Source organism: Janthinobacterium kochi (assembly GCF_051380715.1).
Lineage (GTDB): Bacteria > Pseudomonadota > Gammaproteobacteria > Burkholderiales > Burkholderiaceae_D > Janthinobacterium.
Window position 1 is genome coordinate 819596 of the sequence record NZ_JBNYXO010000001.1, and the last position, 18217, is coordinate 837812.

At 63.9% G+C, this 18217-nt stretch carries 12 protein-coding genes; 3 read left to right on the top strand and 9 right to left on the bottom strand.

Annotated elements, in window-relative coordinates; translation table 11 throughout:
• Nucleotides 1-120 precede the first annotated feature (120 nt).
• A complete protein-coding gene (locus ACQ4WL_RS03825; RefSeq protein WP_436508174.1) occupies nt 121-2307 on the top strand; it encodes a TonB-dependent receptor domain-containing protein in 2187 nt (728 codons plus the stop codon).
• Here the strand turns inward: ACQ4WL_RS03825 and ACQ4WL_RS03830 are convergent.
• Nucleotides 2304-3347 (bottom strand): SMI1/KNR4 family protein, encoded by a 1044-nt coding sequence (locus ACQ4WL_RS03830; protein WP_436508175.1) that lies wholly within the window; start codon nt 3345-3347, stop codon nt 2304-2306. The two genes, ACQ4WL_RS03825 and ACQ4WL_RS03830, sit on opposite strands and share 4 nt — an antisense overlap.
• Entirely contained in the window at nt 3347-4321 is a 975-nt protein-coding gene (locus tag ACQ4WL_RS03835; RefSeq protein ID WP_436508176.1) for a thymidylate synthase, read from the bottom strand. The genes ACQ4WL_RS03830 and ACQ4WL_RS03835 overlap by 1 nt, the downstream gene beginning before the upstream one ends.
• 157 nt (nt 4322-4478) lie before the next feature.
• On the opposite strand from ACQ4WL_RS03835, the gene ACQ4WL_RS03840 reads away from it, so the two are divergent.
• Both ACQ4WL_RS03840 and ACQ4WL_RS03845 read left to right on the top strand, forming a co-directional pair.
• Complete coding sequence (locus tag ACQ4WL_RS03840) at nt 4479-7268, top strand: bifunctional diguanylate cyclase/phosphodiesterase (RefSeq protein ID WP_436508178.1); 2790 nt, start codon at nt 4479-4481, stop codon at nt 7266-7268.
• A 157-nt stretch (nt 7269-7425) separates the two neighbouring features.
• The gene (locus tag ACQ4WL_RS03845) at nt 7426-8874 is read left to right on the top strand and encodes an OmpP1/FadL family transporter (protein ID WP_436508180.1); all 1449 of its coding nucleotides are present in this window, start codon (nt 7426-7428) and stop codon (nt 8872-8874) included.
• Between the two features lie 165 nt (nt 8875-9039).
• Here ACQ4WL_RS03845 and ACQ4WL_RS03850 read toward each other — a convergent pair whose 3' ends face one another.
• The 7 genes from ACQ4WL_RS03850 to ACQ4WL_RS03880 are packed head-to-tail and all read right to left on the bottom strand — an operon-like array spanning nt 9040 to nt 18210.
• Nucleotides 9040-10131 (bottom strand): threonine aldolase family protein, encoded by a 1092-nt coding sequence (locus ACQ4WL_RS03850; protein WP_436508181.1) that lies wholly within the window; start codon nt 10129-10131, stop codon nt 9040-9042.
• Between the two features lie 9 nt (nt 10132-10140).
• Nucleotides 10141-10815, bottom strand: coding sequence for a leucine efflux protein LeuE (gene leuE / locus ACQ4WL_RS03855; protein WP_436508182.1), 675 nt, complete (start codon nt 10813-10815; stop codon nt 10141-10143).
• A 2-nt stretch (nt 10816-10817) separates the two neighbouring features.
• Nucleotides 10818-12680: an ABC transporter transmembrane domain-containing protein gene (locus ACQ4WL_RS03860; protein ID WP_436508183.1), complete on the bottom strand. Its 1863-nt coding sequence runs from the start codon at nt 12678-12680 to the stop codon at nt 10818-10820.
• Nucleotides 12681-12714: 34 nt separating this feature from the next.
• Nucleotides 12715-13791, bottom strand: coding sequence for a lipocalin-like domain-containing protein (locus ACQ4WL_RS03865; protein WP_436508185.1), 1077 nt, complete (start codon nt 13789-13791; stop codon nt 12715-12717).
• A complete protein-coding gene (locus tag ACQ4WL_RS03870; RefSeq protein ID WP_436508187.1) occupies nt 13791-16382 on the bottom strand; it encodes an FtsX-like permease family protein in 2592 nt (863 codons plus the stop codon). The genes ACQ4WL_RS03865 and ACQ4WL_RS03870 overlap by 1 nt, the downstream gene beginning before the upstream one ends.
• On the bottom strand, nt 16370-16798 hold the full coding sequence (locus tag ACQ4WL_RS03875; RefSeq protein WP_436508189.1) for a DUF4124 domain-containing protein: 429 nt from the start codon (nt 16796-16798) through the stop codon (nt 16370-16372). Before ACQ4WL_RS03875 ends, ACQ4WL_RS03870 begins: the two co-directional genes overlap by 13 nt.
• Nucleotides 16795-18210, bottom strand: a complete 1416-nt coding sequence (locus tag ACQ4WL_RS03880) for an FAD-binding oxidoreductase (protein ID WP_436508190.1) — start codon at nt 18208-18210, stop codon at nt 16795-16797. Before ACQ4WL_RS03880 ends, ACQ4WL_RS03875 begins: the two co-directional genes overlap by 4 nt.
• Nucleotides 18211-18217: the final 7 nt, after the last annotated feature.

An 18217-nucleotide genomic window follows, 5' to 3' on the forward strand; every position in this document is an offset into this window, starting at 1 on the left:
CGGCGTAGCGCCTCATCCGTAGCGTCTCGATTATTTTTTAGCCAAATGCATAAAATCCTTTTCCACTGTCTGGCGGGTAGTAGCCTGCTGGTTGCCGGCACCGCTGTCCAGGCGCAAACTGTGACCGGCGACACCGTCGTCAAGCCGGCACCGGTCAAGGCGGCGGCCGCCGATACCCCTTCCGTCAGCGTGACGGCCGAACGTCCCACGGGCCGCATCGACCGGCAAGTCTACGACGTCAAGTCCGACGTGGGCAGCAGCAACGGCACGGCGGCCGATGCCTTGAACAATGTGCCGTCGGTGGCCGTCGACCCCGATGGCAGCGTTTCCTTGCGCGGCAGCAGCAATGTGCAGATATTGATCGATGGCAAGCCATCGGCCATGCTGCAGGGCGACTCGCGCGGCGCCACCTTGAATGCCATGGCGGCCGACGATATTGAATCGGTGGAAGTGATCAATAATCCCGGTGCCCAGTTCGGCAACGAAGCCGGTGGCGGCCCGATCCTGAACCTGGTGATGCGGCGCAACCGCAAACCGGGCGGCTTTGCCACCGTGAATGCGAATGCGGGCATTGCGGGGCGCTACAACAGCGCCGTGTCCGGCACCTACAACGAAGGCCCGTGGGGCTACCAGGGAGGCGTCAATGTGCGCCACGACGGCCGCAATTCCGTGGGCGAGGTCAGCCGCGAGCGCCTGGAGCGCGACACGGGTGCCTTTGCGCCCAGCAGCCAGCACGCCAGCAGCAATGGCTTGAATGACTCGCTGGGCTTGCACGGCACCGTCAATTACAACCTGAATACGAATGACACCCTGGCCGCCAGCGTGTCGTATAACGGCCGCAGCAACGACCAGCGCTCGCTCGACCGCTACCTCAATGGCGACAGCACGGGCAGCATCATCGGCGACTATGAGCGCAGCACCGTGCGCAATGGCGACAGCCGCAACACCAGCTGGGGCGCGCGCTATGACCACAAGGGCGAGTTGCCGGGTGAAACGTTGAAGATCGACCTGCGCGTGTCATCGTCGACCAACGAGAGCGACAGCGATTACGCCAACAGCTACGCGGTCGTGCCCGTGAATGCTTTCGACAGCCGCGCGCGCCAGCACAGCGAGACGGGCAACCGCCTCGTCGACTTCAGCGGCGACTATGAGCGTCCGCTGGCGGGCGGCGTTGCCAAGCTGGGCTACAAGGTGGCCGATAACCAGAGCAGCTTCGACACTTTATATACGGATATCCATCCGGCCAGCCTGGCGGAAACTGTCAATCCCATGCGCAGCAACCGTTTCGAGCTTGACGAGCGCACCATTGCGCTGTACGGCTCTTACCAGATGCGCCTGAGCGAGCGCTGGGGGGCGCTGGCCGGCTTGCGTGCTGAATACACGGACTTGAACGTGCGCCAGATCACCAGCGGCAGCGAAGCCAGCAACAATTACGTCAACTACATTCCCAGCCTGTTCGCCACCTATAAGGTCAGCGACGAGAGCAATTTGCGCTTCAGCTATGCGCACCGCATCCGCCGCCCGAATGCGGGCGACCTGAACCCTTACGTGGTCTACCGCGACGAGTTCAATGTGTCGGCCGGCAATCCCAAGCTGAAACCCACGCAGACGGACTCGTTCGAGATCGGCTATGAAACCAAGCTGTTTGGCCTGGAAAGCAGCTTGCGCGCCTACCACCGGCGCGACACGGACGCCATCGTCGATTACCGCTACTTCATCAGCGACAATGTGCTGCTGACGACGCGGGAAAACGGTCAAGGCAGCCATTCGAGCGGCCTGGAGTTCAGTGTCAGCGGCAAGCTGACGCCATCCTTGACTCTGAACACGAGCGGTAATCTGGCACGCAGCCAGCAGACGAGTTCCGACGACCTGGGCAACCGCAGCACGCGCACGGCGAATGCCCTGAGCGGCCGCGCGCGCCTCAATTACCAGATCAATCCGGCTAACCAGCTGCAGCTGGCCCTGCAAATGCAAGGCAAGATGCTGTCGGGGCAGGGCTACCGCTCGCCGAACAACACCTTGAATATGAGTTGGCGCCACACGCTGACGCCGCAGCTGAGCCTGGTCATGAATGTGACCGATGTGTTCAGCAGCAACAAGATGGAAACCGTCATCAACAGCGCTTCCTTGCGCGAGACGAGCACGCGCCGCTTCGATGGGCGCATGATTTATGTGGGTCTGTCATACCGCCTGGGCGGCGCCACGTCGGCGGCGAAAGAGGGCGAACGTGAACCGCGCTTCGGTCCGCCGGGCGGACGCGGGCCAGGCGGCCCAGGCCCCGGCGGTCCGGGAGGCGAAGCAGGCTAGGCCGCCAGCGCGATCTCGTGCAGGAAAGCGATAAAATCGTCCGTATGGAGCTCGAAGCGCCATACGCCCGCGCCATGTTCGGCGCGGTACACGGGCAAGTCGCCGTCGATGCTTCGTTCTTCCAGGTGCACGCAGTACGGGTCGCCACCCGCGTCGGCAATGACCACCAGCTTCGGCGGCCAGGCCGCGATGGTGTGATGGTGCACGGCATCGAATGAGTAGCCGTGCTGGGCCTTCACCAGCTGCGCCGCGCCGTACAGGTGCAGGCCCTGGGGAAAGCGCTTGCCGTCGACATGCACGCGCAGCGGCGAATACCATTCCAGGAAGCGGCGGTATATCTCCGGCAATACCCAGTGCGCGTCGATCTCGGCCATGTCCTCGGCGCTGGCGACCGTCAGCCAGTTCGACGGTTGCGCCAGGTCCTGTTCGCGCTGGCGTCGCAGCGCCAGTTTTCGCTCCAGGAAGGTGGCTGCCATTTCCAGGCGCGACAGCGGCTGGGTCAACGTCTCATGCGTGGCGGGCGCCTTGTAGCCTGCACCGTCAGGGTAGCCGTCCGCTTGCCAGGCGAGCACGGCGCTGAGTCGCAGCTGCTCTGCCTTCCAGTGGCCGGGATCGGACGGCAAGCCCTGGTCAAACGGCTGGCGGCTGAACACGGCCAGGCTCTTGATCGCCTTGGCGCGCACTTCCAGGCTGGTGGCGCTGGACGCTGCCAGCGCCACCAGCGGCGCATACGCCTCCACGCCTATACTTTTCAGCAAGCCATCGACGCCCCAGTACGCCAGTGTGGGCTGCTCCAGTGCCCAGGCGAAAAAGGCCGCGTGGTGACTGCCTTCCACCAGATGCACGATATCGCTCATCAAAAAGGTGCGCCAGTGCAGCAGTTGCCCATCACGCGCATACGCCGTCAGGATATCGAGCACGGCCAGCCGCTCGTCCGCGGCATGCTTTTTCAGCAGCCGCTCCTTCAGCCGGGCGAACTTGCTGCCGTCCGTTTCGTCAAACAGCTTGCGGTGCAGGGCGGCCAGCGGTGCGACCGCCATCAGACGGCCATCGCCGCCTTGATGGGCGCATGGTGTTCATAGCCTTCCAGCGAGAAATCCGACGGTTCGATCTTTTCCAGCCATTCCGGCTCGTACTTGCCCGTTTTCGCGTAGTCGGGCACGCGCTCGGAAATGACGAAACGCGGCGCGGGGAAGGGCGTGCGTTTGAGTTGCTCTTCCACCATGTCGAGGTGGTTTTCATAGATGTGCGCGTCGCCGATGAAATACGTGAACCAGCGCGGCGTGTAGCCCGTCAGGCGCGCCACCAGGTGCAGCAAGGCCGCGCCTTCGGCGATGTTGAAGGGTGTGCCCAGGCCGATATCGTTGCTGCGTACATATAAACACAGGGAAATTTCGCGCGTGCTGGCGTTCGGGATGAACTGATACAGCAAATGGCAGGCGGGCAGGGCGACGGCGTCCAGCACGGCCGGGTTCCAGCCGTGGAACAGGATGCGCCGGCTGCCCGGGTTATGCATGATGGTATCGAGGCACTCGCGCAACTGGTCGACCGCCTTGTACAGCAGCACTTTTTGCACGCCATCCTCGACGAGGGGGGCGATCAAGGTAAAACCGTTGGCTTGCGCGTCGGCAATTTGCGCCGGCTTGGCGGCATCGAGCAACTTGTAGGCAGGCCATGACCGCCATTGCACGCCATACACGGGGCCCAGGTCATCCTCGCCTTCGCGGTAGGGGTTGGCCAGCCATTGCGCATTTTCGTTGGCGTTCTGGTCCCATACCTTGCAGCCCAGCGCGCGGAACTCGGCTGCGTTGCGCGAGGCGCGCAGGAAGGCGCACAATTCGCCGATCACGGATTTGAAAGCCAGTTTCTTGGTTGTCACGGCAGGGAAGTTGCCGTTGGCCAAGTCGAAACGCATCATGGCACCCGGCACGCTCAGGGTGCGGATGCCCGTGCGGTTGTCTTGCCAGCGGCCCGTTTCGAGCACGGTCTTGATCAAATCTTGATATTGCTGCATGTATTTCTCCAACGGTAAGGATGGTGATTGTAACGCAGGCGCGACAGGCGGGCTGCCGTCCGCACACATAAATGCACTGCCGTTTCACCTGCAAACATGACTCTGTGGTAATTTGTGTGTCCTTAAAGAAATACATAGAAACGGCAGATGCTGCACCATGTTCTTGCGACAATTTGTAAATAATAATAACGCCGCCATGGTGGAGATGAGCAGGGCCGATTTTCTCAAGGCCAATCTGCGCCTGATCCTGGCCTGGCCCTTGTTGGGGCTGGTCTTGTGCGCGGTACTGTGGACGGCCACCTTGCTGCAGCTGGAGGCGGAAAAGAAGGTGGCGCAGCAGCAGGCACTCGACAGCGTGGCTTCGCTGTCGAAAGCGTATGGCCAGTACCTGCTGCGCACCCTGGAGCAGATGGACCAGCTGACCTTGCAGCTCAAGTATGAGTGGGAGAATTCGCACGGCCAGCTGCGCCTCGATCAATTGAAGACGCAGGGCATGTATGCCTTGCCGCAATTTGCCATCGTCGCTATCCTCGACCGCAAGGGCCACCCCGTGACGGCCACGGCGCCGCTGCAGCGCCTGCGGGTCGACGAGCGCAGCGATTTCCTGCTGCGCCACTGGCGCAGCAATTCCAGCGCGCTGCGCATCGCGCTGGGGAGGGCCATAGAGGCTGCCCCGGCAACCCCGGGCGCCGACGAAAGTCTGGTGCATTTCACGCGCCGGCTGGAAGACGAGGATGGCAATTTTGACGGCGTGCTGCTGATTTCCATCCATTCCAGCTATTTTTCCGAATTCTACAACAGCGTCAGTTTCGGCAAGTTCGGCATATCCGCCATGGTGGGCGAAGAGGGTGAGCTGTTCAGCACGCGCCTCGGTTCGCGCGTGCTGCCGACCCCGAGTGGCGAGGGCACGCCGTTTCTCGATACCAGCTTCCTGGAAACGGACAGCGGCGCCATGCATTCGGGCGGCAGGATCGCTTTTTCCGACAAGCAAAGCCGCTATGTCGGCTGGCAGGCGCTGAAAGCGTATCCGTTTACGGCCGTCGTCGGCCTGTCGGACGGCGAAATGCTGCACCCTTACGAGGAAACGCGCACCATTTATATCGGTATCGCGCTGGCCGTCACCGTGCTGCTGCTGGCCTTTGCCGCCGTCGCCACCGTGCTGTCGCTGCGCCTGGCGTGGCGCCACCACCAGTCCGAAGGCGTGCGCAACGCTTACCGCATGGCTACCGAAGGCACGAGCGACGGCTTTTACATCATTGCCGCCCTGCGCGGCGCGGATGGCAGCATCCTCGATTTCGAGATCGTCGACTGCAACGAGCCGGGCGCCGGCTACTTCGGCGTGCGCCGCGAGCAGCTGCTGGGCATGCGCCTGCAGTCGCGTGCCCACGAGGCGTATTTCCGCGACCTGATCCATAACTATCGGGCCGCCATGGTCTCCGGTTTTTCCGAGGAAGAGATCGAGCTGCCGGAAGGCAATCCGTTCAAGTTGCGCTGGATACGCCGGCGCCTGGTGCGCAGCGGCGACCGCCTGGCCGTCACGCTGCAAGATATCAGCACGGCCAAGGAGCATGAGCGCGACTTGCGCCGCATGGCCAATGAAGATGGCTTGACGGGATTGCCCAACCGCTACTGGCTGCAGCAATTCCTGCCCGGCGCCCTGGGGCGCGCCGCCATTGCGCGGCAGATGCTGGCGCTGCTGTTCATCGACCTCGATGGTTTTAAGGATATCAACGACACGCAGGGCCACGCCGAGGGCGACAAGGTGCTGCGCGCCGCCTCCTTGCGCCTGAAGGGTGTGCTGCGGCCGGGCGATCACGTGGTGCGCCTGGGCGGCGATGAATTCGTCGTCGTGCTCGACCCGGTGGAAGACGACAGCCGTGCAGAACAGGTGGCGCAGCGCATCGCCATCGCCTTCGACGAACCGTTTTACCTGGGCAGCGAACGCCACAAGATGGGTGCTTCGATCGGCATCAGTCTGTATCCGCGCGATGGCGCCGAAACGGAAGTGCTGCTGAAGAATGCCGATATCGCCATGTACGCCGTGAAAGTGGCGGGCAAGGGCCATCACCGCTTCTTCCAGCCCGAATTGTTTGAAACCATCCGCAACCGCCGCGAACTGGAGCAAAGCCTGGTGACGGCGCTGGAGCAGGACCAGTTCCTCGTCGTCTACCAGCCGCGGGTCGACGCCATGAGCGGCCAGCTGTGCAGCATGGAGGCGCTGGTGCGCTGGCAGCATCCGCAGCACGGCATGGTGCCGCCGCTGGAATTCATTCCCGTGGCCGAGAGCAGCGGCCTGATTTCGCAGCTGGGCGAAGTCGTCATCGAAAAGGTATGCCTGCAGATGGCGCGCTGGCAGGCCAGCGGGCTGGAGCTGGTGCCCGTCTCCATCAACGTCTCGGCGCGCCAATTCGGCCGTGGCGATGTGCACCAGGTACTGGCGTCCGCGCTGGCGCGCCACCGCATCGATGCGCGGCTGATCGAGGTGGAAATCACCGAATCGGCCATGATGGATGAACAGAACTGCGCCGTGGAGCAGTTGTCGGCCATCCGCGCGCTGGGCGTGCGCCTGCTGGTCGACGATTTCGGCACCGGCTATTCTTCGCTGTCGCAGCTGCAGAAGTTCGCCATGGATGGCTTGAAGATCGACCGCGCCTTCACCATGGAGCTGGGCCGTTCGGAGCAGGGCGAGGTCTTCGTGCGCGCCATCCTGTCGATGGCGCATGCGCTGGGCATGAGCGTGGTGGCCGAAGGGGTGGAGACGCGCGAGCAGCTCGACATCCTGCGCGCGCTGCAATGCAACGAAGTGCAAGGCTATTTCATTTCGCGCCCCGTGCCGGCCGAACAGATGCTGGCGCTGATGCAGCAGCGCTTTCTGATACCGCTCCCAGCGCCCGTGCTGCCCCCGTACAGCCCCGTGATTGGCGAGGAAAACAACGCTGTTTCATAAAAAGAGCGAACGTTCGCTTTTTTTTTAAAAATATTATATGCTTCGCTCATGCCGTCAGTGAGGGAGTTCACGGCGGCAAGAACAGTGCAAGACGGGTCAGCTTGAGCTACCCGAGACAATGTGACGAAGACACTTCATATAATAAAGAGAGACTAACTTGAAATATAAATATCTGCCCCTCCTGATCGCCGTCGCATGCGCCGGCTTCGCTTCCACCGCCCAGGCTTCCGGCTACCGTTTTGGCTCGCAAAGTGTTTCCGCCCAAGGCACGGCTGATGCCAGCGGCGCCGAAGCGGCCGACGCGTCGACCATTTTCTACAACCCGGCCGGCCTGTCGCGCCTGGAAGGCACGCAGTTCGTCGGCGGCGGCACCATCGTCGTGCCGCATTCGACCTACCAGGATACGGGTTCGAAGGCGTTCTCCAAGGGAAATCGCCAGCCTTTTACTGGGGCGAAAGATTACGCCCCGGATGCCGTGGTTGCGCCGGCCCTGTATGCAAGCAAAAAGATCAATGATCAATGGACCGTCGGCGCCGGTCTGTTCGTGCCGTATGGCGCCAAGCTCGACTATGGCAATGACTGGTATGGCCGCTATGCGATCACCAACATCAAGCTCGAAGCCATCGCCCTGAATCCTTCCGTATCTTTCAAGCTGGACCAGCACCACTCGTTTGGTTTCGGCATCACGGCGGAATACATGAAGGCGGAACTGGGTCAGGGAGTGGATGTGGCGGGGACCGTGTATACCCTGAACCAGAATCCTGAGACAGCTAAAGCATCGGCTGTATTTCTGAATAATATCGCCCTGAAGCAGGGGCTCGCCGCCGCTGGTGCCGCGAAGACCACCCTGATGGGCGTGCTCAACGATGGTCATGCAAAGATGGATGGAAACGATTGGGGCTTCGGCTTCAACCTCGGCTATCTGTACCAGCTCAATGAAGGCACGCGTTTCGGCATTTCTTACCGTTCGTCGATTTCGCACAAGCTGAAAGGCGACACGATCTGGGACTTCTCGCAAGTGTCGAATAATGCGGCCGTGAATGGCTTCATCAGCGCCGCATCGGGCAAGGTCAACTCCAAGGCGCTGGTCGAATTGCGCACGCCGGAAACCCTGTCGGTCAACGCCTTCCACCAGATGGATGATCGTTGGGCCTTGATGGGCGACGTCACCTGGACCCGCACCTCGCGCCTGGAGAACCTGGATATCCAGTTTCCGCCGACAGCCGAAGGCGCCGAGCGCATTCGTCAGAACTGGAAAGACACTTACCGCGTCTCGCTGGGCACCAACTACAAGTATAGCGAGAGCCTGTTGCTGCGCGCCGGTATAGCGCACGACCAAGCCCCAGTGCGCAGCGCCGAGCTGCGTCATCCAGCCTTGCCGGACAGCGACCGCATGCAGTACTCGATCGGCGCGAACTGGAAGCTGAACGCCAATTCCTCGCTGGACCTGGCTTACAGCTATATCGACTTCAAGGATGCTGACGTCAACTACAAGAATAACTGCTCGCCGGTGACCCCTGGCTGCACCGGCAACGGTGAAACCACCAAGGGCCTGTTCAAGACCCGCATGCAGTTGATCGGTCTCGCTTATAACTACAAGTTCTAAGCAGGTAGTGGCGGCCAACCCGGCCGCCATGAAAGGAAAAAAGCGCCTTCGGGCGCTTTTTTTTTGGGGTGCATGGGGTCAGACCCTTCGGGTCTGACCCCGGCTTTTGATGGGTTTTCGGAAGTTGTCGGGTTACGCGCTGCGCGCTAACCCGACCTACCATGATCATTCCCTGGCGCGCATCGCCTGATCCAATAAGGTCAAGGCCAGCCGCACGCTATCGTCCGGCAGTTCCAGCAACTGATCCCCCACATACCACTCCACCACGCTGTGCCCTGGCAGGGCGGCGTGGCTGGCGCGGGCAAACAGCCAGATGCCGTGGTCTTGCGCCACCTGGTTGCGGATGGCGATGGCCCGCTCGCGCGAGACGGGCAGGTGCAGATGCAGCATGTTCGCTTGCGGGCTGGCGGGATTGACGGCGATGCTCGGAAAGTCGCGCAGCAGCGCGTACAGCCACTGCGTGCGTGCGAAATAGCGGGGCATGGCGGCAAGGCGCGCGTCGAACTGCATGGCGGCGGCCACTACGTAGGGTGTGCGGTGCACGATGTTGCCGCCCTGGCGGTGGAACCACGCGCGCGCCCGTTCGATAAAGCTGCTGCTGCCGGCCAGCATGGCGCCACCGAGGCCGCCGATGCCCTTGTACAGCGAGACATACACGGAATCAAAGCCGTCGCAGATGGCGGGCAGGGGCTGGCCAAAACCGGCTTGCGCTTCCCACAGGCGCGCGCCATCCATGTGCAGGTGGATGTTGTGCTCGCGGCAGTGCCGCTTGATCTGGCTCAACTCATCCCAGGACGGGCACTGGCCGCCGATTTCGCGCATCGGCAGTTCGACCTGCACCGCGCCCAGCGCATCGGGCACGGCGCGCAAGTCGTCCACCGTCCACGGACGGTGCGGGTCGCCGATCATCAAGCCCTTGAAGTGCTCCAGCAATGCATGGTTGCCCCGCTCGTGGCGCAGGATGTGCGACGTGGGATGCAGCGCCACCAGCGAAGAACCCCGGTCCTGGCACGCCAGGCGCAGGGCCGTCACCTGCGTCATGGTGCCCGTGATGCAGAACACGGCAGCCTCGAAGCCGAGCAGGCTGGCGATCTTGTTTTCGAATTGCTCGATCAGCGCGCCTTCGCCATAGGTATCGTGCGCAATGTCGTTGACGTCGCACCAGGCGGCCATGGCGGCGAAAGTGGCCGCCGGCGTGGGCTGGCGGTGGCCCGGCAGGACGGTATGGCAGCGCTGGCGCAACTCAAGCTCGTTCACAGTAGTTCCTTACAGGGTAGCTGTGGCCAGTTTCGCGCCAAAGCCGATGAACATGGCGCCCACGCCGCCGCCCATGCCGGCCGACAGGCGGCGACGGCGGCGGAATGTCTCGGCCAGGCGCGCGCCGACAAAGATGATGGCCGTCAGATAGCTAAAACTGATCACCTGGCAGATCAGGCCCAGGCCGATGAAGGACAGCACGGGCTTTGAAAAGGCCGGGTCGACGAACTGGATGAAGAAGGAAATGAAGAACAAAATGGCTTTCGGATTCATCAGGCTGATGATCAAGGCCTTGCGGAATGGATCGCTTTCCTTGACGGGCGCCGGTGCGGCTGCCGCCTCACCGTCGGCCGGCGCGGGCGCGCGCAGCTTGCGCCAGCAACCGATCAGCATTTGCAGGCCGATCCAGCCCAGGTAAGCCGCACCGATATATTTCACCACGTAGAACAGGGCCGGGCTGGCTTTCAGCAGGGAGGCCACGCCGCAGGCCGACAACACCATCAATATCAGGTCGCCCGCGAAAATGCCGAAGGCGCCCTGGTAGGCGGGCCGCACGCCGCGCTGGGCGGCCACCGACAGCACGTACATGGAATTGGGACCGGGCAGGATGACGATGAAGATGGTCCCCAGTAAAAAGGTCCAGAAATCGGTGATGCCAAGGTTGGCGTGAAAAAGTGCGTTCATGATTATTCTGCTGGATTGAGCTGTACGTGATGGAATTGCAGTGCGGCAAGGTTCGCATAGATGCCCCCGAGCGCAACCAACGACGCATGTGTGCCCGTCTCGACGATCTTGCCGTCTTCCATGACGATGATGCGGTCGGCCCGCTGGACGGTGGCCAGGCGGTGCGCGATGATGACCGTGGTGCGGCCCACCATGGCCGCTTCCAGCGCCTTTTGCACCAGGCGTTCCGATTCCGCGTCCAGCGCGCTGGTCGCTTCGTCGAGCAGCAGCAGGGGCGGGTTTTTCAGCAGGGCGCGGGCGATGGCGATGCGCTGGCGCTGGCCGCCGGACAGGCGCACGCCGCGTTCGCCGAGGAACGATTTGTAACCGTTCGGCAGGCGTTCGATGAATTCGTGGGCGGCCGCCATTTTCGCGGCAGCGATGACTTCCTCGTCGCTGGCGCCGGCGCGGCCGTAGCGGATGTTTTCCATGGCGTCGGCCGAGAAGATCACGGTATCCTGCGGCACGATGCCGATGGCATCGCGCAGGGTGTGCAGGTCTAGCTGCTTGATGTCCACGCCATCGAGGCGGATGCTGCCGCTTTGCGGGTCATAAAAGCGCAGGAATAGCTGGAACAGCGTGGTCTTGCCGGCGCCGGAAGGGCCGACGACGGCCACCGTTTCGCCGGCACGGATATCGAGGCTGACGTGGTCCAGCGCGTGGGTGTCCGGGCGCGACGGATACGAGAACATGACATCGTCCAGCGACAGCGAAGCGCCGTTTGCCGCGCGCGCCGGCAGCGGCAAGGGCGTGACAGGCGACTCGATTTCCGATTTGACGGCCATCAATTCCAGCAGGCGCTCGGTGGCGCCGGCGGCGCGCTGCGCTTCGCCCATGACTTCAGACAAAGCACCGATGGCGCCGGCCACGATGGAGGCGTACAGGATGAACTGGCCTAAATCTCCGCCCGTCATCGATCCTTCCAGCACGGCGCGCGCGCCCAGCCACAGCACAAACACGATGGTGCCGAAGACCAGCAAGATGGCGATCATGGTCAAGAGGGCGCGGGCGCGGATGCGGCGCATGGCCGTCATGAAAGCGCCTTCGACGGAGTCGCCAAAGCGTTTCGATTCGATTTTCTCGTGCGTAAACGCCTGTACGGTGGGCATGGCGTTGAGGATTTCGCCGGCCATGGCAGAAGCGTCGGCGATGCGGTCCTGCGAATCGCGCGACAGCTTGCGTACCTTGCGGCCAAACACGATGATGGGCACGACGACGAGAATCAAGAGGCCGATGATGATGCCGGCCAGTTTTGCGCTGGTGACGAACAGCATCACCAGGCCGCCCAGGAACAGCAGCACATTGCGCAGCGCCATGGAGATGCTGGTGCCGACCACGGCCTGTATCAGTGTCGTGTCGGTGGTGATGCGCGACAGGACTTCACCCGTCTGCGTGGTTTCAAAGAATGCGGGGCTTTGCGTGACGACGTGGCGGTACACGGCGCTGCGGATGTCGGCCGTGACGCGCTCGCCCAGCCACGACACCGTATAGAAGCGCGCCGCCGTGGCCAGCGCCAGGATGGACGCCACGCCGAACAGGGCGAGGAACACCAGGTCGACGTGCTGGATGCTGCTCGAGCCGGCCGCGCCGCCGAAACCCAGGTCGATCATCTGCTTGAAGGCGGCAGGAATGGCCAGGGTGGAGGCGGCTGCCACCACCAGTGCGATACCGGCCAGGAAGAACTGCTTGCGGTATGGCGTCAAAAAGGGCATCAATCCCTTGAAGGCGGCCAGGCTGCCTTTTTTCAGTTCGCGGCTGGTGCCGGTGTCCGGGGACGGTGCGGTTGCGGTGGTACTGGTGCTGCCTGTTTCTGTGCTGGTTGTCATTGTTTTTCGCTTTGATTTACATATTCGGTAGTACTTACAACTTCATCGGCTGGACATAGCCCGTCATTTCCAGGTAGGCGCGGCCCACCGGCTGGCCATCGCGCTCCACCGTCACTGCGCCTTCCCAGTACACGGCGCCCGTCGAGCGGCGCGAATCGAGTTCCTGGTCCGCTTGCAGCGGCTTGATCTGCCAGCGCGTGGGGCCAGTGCGGATCTCGGTGGCGACCGGGTATTGGGCCTGCGTACGGGGCGAACGCCACAGCTGCGTGGGCGTGAAATCGACCTCGCCGGGAGCGAACTGCGTTATCTTGCCGGAAGCATCGCGCCATGTCGCGTGCGCCCATAGTTTAGCACCTGTCTTGCTGCGGATCTGGAAGGCCATCAGGGCGCCGCCGTCAGCGAGGTTGGCGCCTATCCAGTTCCAGCCGCTGGCATCCGCATCGAGCACCTGGCTGGACCACTCGTGATCGAGCCAGGTGGTGCCCGTCACCGCTTCCGCCTTGCCGCCCGCGCGCGTGATCGTGCCACGGGTAGCAAGCTGCGGCTCGCTGTAATAGTAACTGCTTTGCGCGGGCCGCGCGCCCTTGCGCGAGTAGCCGCCGTCACCCTGCAGCAGCACGGGCTGCGTGGGGGACAGGGTCAGCTGCAGTGTAAAGTCTCGCGCAGCCAGGCTGACCTGGTAGCTGCCGTCCGCTTGCCGCTGCATGCGCCAGTCGTCGAGTTTCACATCCGTGTTGCCCACCTTGGCGTAGGCCAGGCCGAAACCCTCGCGCGCGCTTTTCTCGTCATGCAGCAGCTTGCCGACCTTCGGGTCGGACAGGGCCGCATGGCCGATGATCAGCTGCTTCGGCGCGAAGGCACTGGGGTTGTCGGCATCGGCCGCCGTGGCGCTGCGAAAGAAGGTTACCTGGTAGCCCAGCTGCTCGCCAGCGCTGGTTTTGACCCATCCGGTGGCATACCACCATTCCGTCTTGTATGCGGGATGGGCGCCGAAGTCGTGGGGCAGGCGCAGGCTTTGCCCGGCAGGCAGCGGCGTGACGGGGGCAAAGGCGGGCGGCGCGGCGATGGCGGCGGCGCTGCAGAACAACAATAAACAAGTCACACGGCGCATTACCAGTCCTCCCTGACGGCGCGGATGGGGCCAGCGGACAGCGCCTGGCGGCCCGCGATGAGGGCAGTCAGCGCGGCTGCCGTCAGCAGGGCGGCGGCCACGCTGGCGATCAAGGGCCACGGCAGGTGCAGTTGCATGGTCCAGTGGAACGATTGCGGGTTGACGATGAAGACCAGCACAAAGCTGATCAAGAGGCCCAGAACAAAACCGGTGGCGATGCCCAGCGCCGTCAGCGCGCCGCCTTCCAGCGCGAGGATGGACAAAATCTGCCCGCGCGTCACGCCCACGTGGCGCAGCATGCCGAATTCGCGCGCGCGCGCCAGGGTCTGCGCGGAAAATGTGGCGGCCACGCCGAACAGGCCGATGACGATGGCAATCGCTTCCAGTAAATACGTGACGGCGAAGCTGCGGTCGAAGATTTGCAGGCTCAGGGCACGGATGGCCGAGGGATTCGACACTTCCAGGCTGGCGCCAAACGGCAGGGCCTTCAGGCGCTGCTGCAGCTGCTCGCCCGTGGCGTCCTTGTCCAGCCACAGGGCCGCATCGCTCACGTCATGGTCGCCGGTCAGCGCGCGGTAGTCGTCCAGCGGCATCTGGATGGCGCCGGAAGAGCGCGCATAGTCGCGCCAGATGCCGGCGACAAAGAACTTGTGCAGAGCGCCGGCCAGCGGCAGGGCGATCTGCTGGCCAGGTTTGACGCTGTACAGGTCGGCCGCCGCCTCGGACAGCCACACGGGTTTCGCGCCATCTGGCACGGGCAGGGTGTCACCCACCAGCACCATGCTTTTTTCCGGATCGGCCAGGTTGACGGGGCGCGCCAGCAGCACTACATTCGGTCGGTCGGGTGCCAGCGACAGCGAGCGCAGGCGCTGGAAATCCGCCCTGGCCACGCCGGGCAGGGCGGTGATGCTCGCCTGTTCGCGTGGATTCAGGCCCGCCGTCCCGCCGCTGGCGGCCGTGCGCGCATACACGTCGGCCGGCAAGATCTGCAGCAGCCAGTCATCGACGGAGACGCGGAAACTCGACACCATGATGGCCATCGCCACCATCAGGCTAAAGCTCGACAACACGCCGCCGAGCGCGATGCCGGCCTGGCCCGAGGCATTCGCCAGGCGGGCCAGGGTCAGGCTGCGCACGGGCGCGTGCGCGCTGGTCCGCGTGCGCAGCCAGGCGTGCTGCAGGAAACGGAAGACCACGGACGCCAGCTGCGGCATCAGGGCGATGGCGCCGATCAGCAGCAGGGCGATGGACAGATAACCGAACAGGGGCAGCTCGAAGACGGGCGGCAGCAAGGTCAAGGCGCCGGCCAGCAGCAGACAAGCCAGCGCGGGCCAGGTTTTCGCCAGGCGCGTCGTCACGACTTCTTCGCTGCCCGATTTCAGGGCGATGGCGGGGGCCGCGCGCGCCGCTTCCAGCGCTGGCGCCGCACAGCCCAGCAAGGCCACGCCCAGGCCCAGCGCAAAGTAGACGAAGGCGGCGACGGGCGTGAATTGCACTTGCGGCTGCACGCCCGCGAAATAGCCGGCGCCCAGGTCGCCGCCGAAGAAGCGCAGGGCGACAGCGGCCATGGCATAACCGCCGGCGATGCCGAGCGCGGCGCCGAGCACGCCCAGGCTGGCGCCTTCCAGCAGCACCTGGCGCAGCAATTGTCCCCGCTCCATGCCCAGCACGCGCAGCAGCGCGAACTGGCCGCGGCGGCGGATGACGGACAGGGCCTGCGTGGAAAATACCAAAAAGGCGCCCGTAAACAGGGCCACCAGGGCGAGTACCGTCAGGTTGACCCGGTAGGCGCGGCTGAGGTTATTGTTGCGGCTATTCTGGTTTTCGTCATTCGGCTGACCCACCTGGAAACGCCCCGGGTATTGGGCTTCCAGTGCGCGCGCGAGATCCGCCTGGAAGGCGTCGCGGTTGACGCCCTGGCGCAGTTTCAGATCGATGCGCGACAGCTTGCCCAGTTTGTTGAAGCGCCACTGCGCCGCGCCGATATCCATCACGGCGATGCGCTGGCCGGCGCGCGCGCGCTGCAGTGAACCGGCCACGCGCAAGGGCACCGTACCCGTGCCCGATTGCAGGGCAATCTTGTCGCCTTGCGCCACATTCAGCCAGCGCAAGGCCGCAGGCGACAGGAAGAGGGCGTCGTCGGCCAGCGTGTCGAACGGCTGGCCATCGGCGGGCGCGCCGATCAGGTCGGGCGAGATGAAGCCGGCGCGGAAGACGTCGAGCGCCAGGATGTGCAGCGGGCCGCCGTCAGTCTTGCCGGCCACCGCGGCCTGCAGCTCCAGCACGGGCGAGGCCATGGCCACGCCGTCGCGCTGCGCCAGCCACGGGTAGATGGCTTCGTCGAACAGCGCTTCGCGTCCGGCCACCTGCACGTCGGCCTGGCCGGACAGGCTTTTGACGGCCGTGGAAAATTCATTGAAGGCGGCCGCGTTGATCAGGTGGATGGCAAAGCCCAAGGACACGCCGATGGCGATGGCCAGGATGGCGACGAAGGCGCGCACGGGGTGCGCGCGCCATTCGCCCAGCAGCAGCCAGCGCGACAGCAGGCGCGTCGTCGCCGGGCTGGCCAGCGGCGCACTCAATGCAGACATTCGACGGCCAGGCGTTCGCCAGCGCGCCGCGCTTTCAGTTGTGCCGCGTCGCGGTTCTTGTCGCCGGCGCCGACGGCGTCCTGCGCCGCCCATTTTTGCTCCAGGCGCAGCTGGGCGCAATGCTTGTCATGCGTTTCCTTCTGCCTGGCGGCCCGTTCGCGCGCCTGGTCTGCCAGATTTTCCTGCTTCTTGCGTGCCGCCTCCAGCTGGCTGGCCACACGTTCCTGGCGCGTGGCAGCGCCCTTGTCGACGGCAGGCGGAGGCGAGGGGATTTCGAGGATCTGCAGTTGGCCACCCGCGCAGGGAGTGGCACTGTAGCTGGTCTGGCCATCCTGCACGCATTTGTAGATGTCCTGCGCATTGGCGGGGCCGGCCAGCAAGGCCATGGCGCAGAGCAGGAGGGATGGCGATTTCACAGGATTTTCCCCGGATTCATGATGTTCTGCGGGTCCAGCGCTTGCTTGATGGCGCGCATCAGCTGCAGTTCCAGCGGCGACTTGTAGCGGGCCAGGTCGTCCTTTTTCAGCGTGCCGATGCCGTGTTCGGCCGATATCGAGCCGCCAAAGCCGTGGACCTGGTCGTGCACGATGCGGTTGATGGCATCCTGGTTGGACAGAAAAATCGTGTCCGTCATGCCGGGCGGCGGCGCCACGTTGTAATGCAGGTTGCCGTCGCCCAGGTGGCCGAAGCACACCAACTGGCAGCCGGGGAAGGCCGTTTCCAGGGCCGCGTCCGTGACGGCGATGAAATCGGCGATGCGGGAAATCGGCAGCGAGATATCGTGTTTGATGTTCTTGCCCGCCTGCGCCTGCGCCAGCGGAATGTGCTCGCGCAGCTGCCACAGGCCTTCGGACTGGGCCACGGAACTGGCAACGACGGCGTCCTGGATCAGCTCGTCTTCCAGGGCCGCGCCGATGCTCGCTTCCAGCAATTCCACGGCATGCGCCTCGGACTGGCTGCTGGACAGCTCCAGCAACACGTACTGGCCATGCGGGGAGGTAAATGGGCGCGGCAGCTGGGGGAACTGCTGCGCCACCAGTTGCAAACAATAGCGCGACATCAATTCAAAACCCGTCAGGCTGGCACCGCAATGGTCCTGCATCAGGCTTAATAAGCGCAGGGCGTGGGCGGCTGAGGGCATGGCGGCCAGCGCCGTGAGGCAGGCTTTCGGCTGCGGATACAGCTTCATGACCGCGCCCGTGATCACGCCCAGGGTGCCTTCGGCGCCGATGTACAGGTCGCGCAAGTCGTAGCCGGTATTGTCCTTGCGCAAACCGCGCAAGCCGCTCCAGATTTCGCCTTGCGGCGTGACCACTTCCAGGCCCAGGCACAGCTCGCGCGTATTGCCGTAGCGCAGCACGGCCGTGCCACCCGCATTCGTCGCCAGGTTGCCGCCGATGGTGCAACTGCCCTCGGCCGCCAGCGACAGGGGGAACAGACAGCCGGCGGCGCTGGCCGCTTCCTGGATGGTTTGCAGGATGCAGCCCGCGTCCACCGTGATGGTGCGGTTGACGGGGTCGAGCGCGCGGATGCTGTTCAGGCGCGCCAGCGACAGCACGATGGCCGTGCCGGCAGCGTCCGGGATGCTGCCCAGCACCAGGCCCGTATTGCCGCCTTGCGGCACGACGGGAATCTGCCATAGCGCGCAGGCGCGCAGCACGCCTGCTACTTGCTCCACCGTGGCGGGGCGCAGCACGGCCAGGGCCTTGCCGGTAAACCTGTCGCGCCAGTCGGTGAGGAAGGGCGCCATGTCGGCGTCCAGGGTGAGTACATAGGTGTCGCCCAGCAGGTCGCGGCAGGCGGCGAGGAAGTCGGCTTGGTCAGTCATTTGCTTG

What these genes read in the sequence shown, in the direction of transcription:
- ACQ4WL_RS03880 (WP_436508190.1), bottom strand. Translation starts at nt 18,210, where the DNA reads ATGACTGACCAAGCCGACTTCCTCGCCGCCTGCCGCGACCTGCTGGGC.
- ACQ4WL_RS03860 (WP_436508183.1), bottom strand. Translation starts at nt 12,680, where the DNA reads ATGACAACCAGCACAGAAACAGGCAGCACCAGTACCACCGCAACCGCA.
- ACQ4WL_RS03865 (WP_436508185.1), bottom strand. Translation starts at nt 13,791, where the DNA reads ATGCGCCGTGTGACTTGTTTATTGTTGTTCTGCAGCGCCGCCGCCATC.
- ACQ4WL_RS03840 (WP_436508178.1), top strand. Translation starts at nt 4,479, where the DNA reads ATGTTCTTGCGACAATTTGTAAATAATAATAACGCCGCCATGGTGGAG.
- ACQ4WL_RS03835 (WP_436508176.1), bottom strand. Translation starts at nt 4,321, where the DNA reads ATGCAGCAATATCAAGATTTGATCAAGACCGTGCTCGAAACGGGCCGC.
- ACQ4WL_RS03830 (WP_436508175.1), bottom strand. Translation starts at nt 3,347, where the DNA reads ATGGCGGTCGCACCGCTGGCCGCCCTGCACCGCAAGCTGTTTGACGAA.
- ACQ4WL_RS03870 (WP_436508187.1), bottom strand. Translation starts at nt 16,382, where the DNA reads ATGTCTGCATTGAGTGCGCCGCTGGCCAGCCCGGCGACGACGCGCCTG.
- leuE (WP_436508182.1), bottom strand. Translation starts at nt 10,815, where the DNA reads ATGAACGCACTTTTTCACGCCAACCTTGGCATCACCGATTTCTGGACC.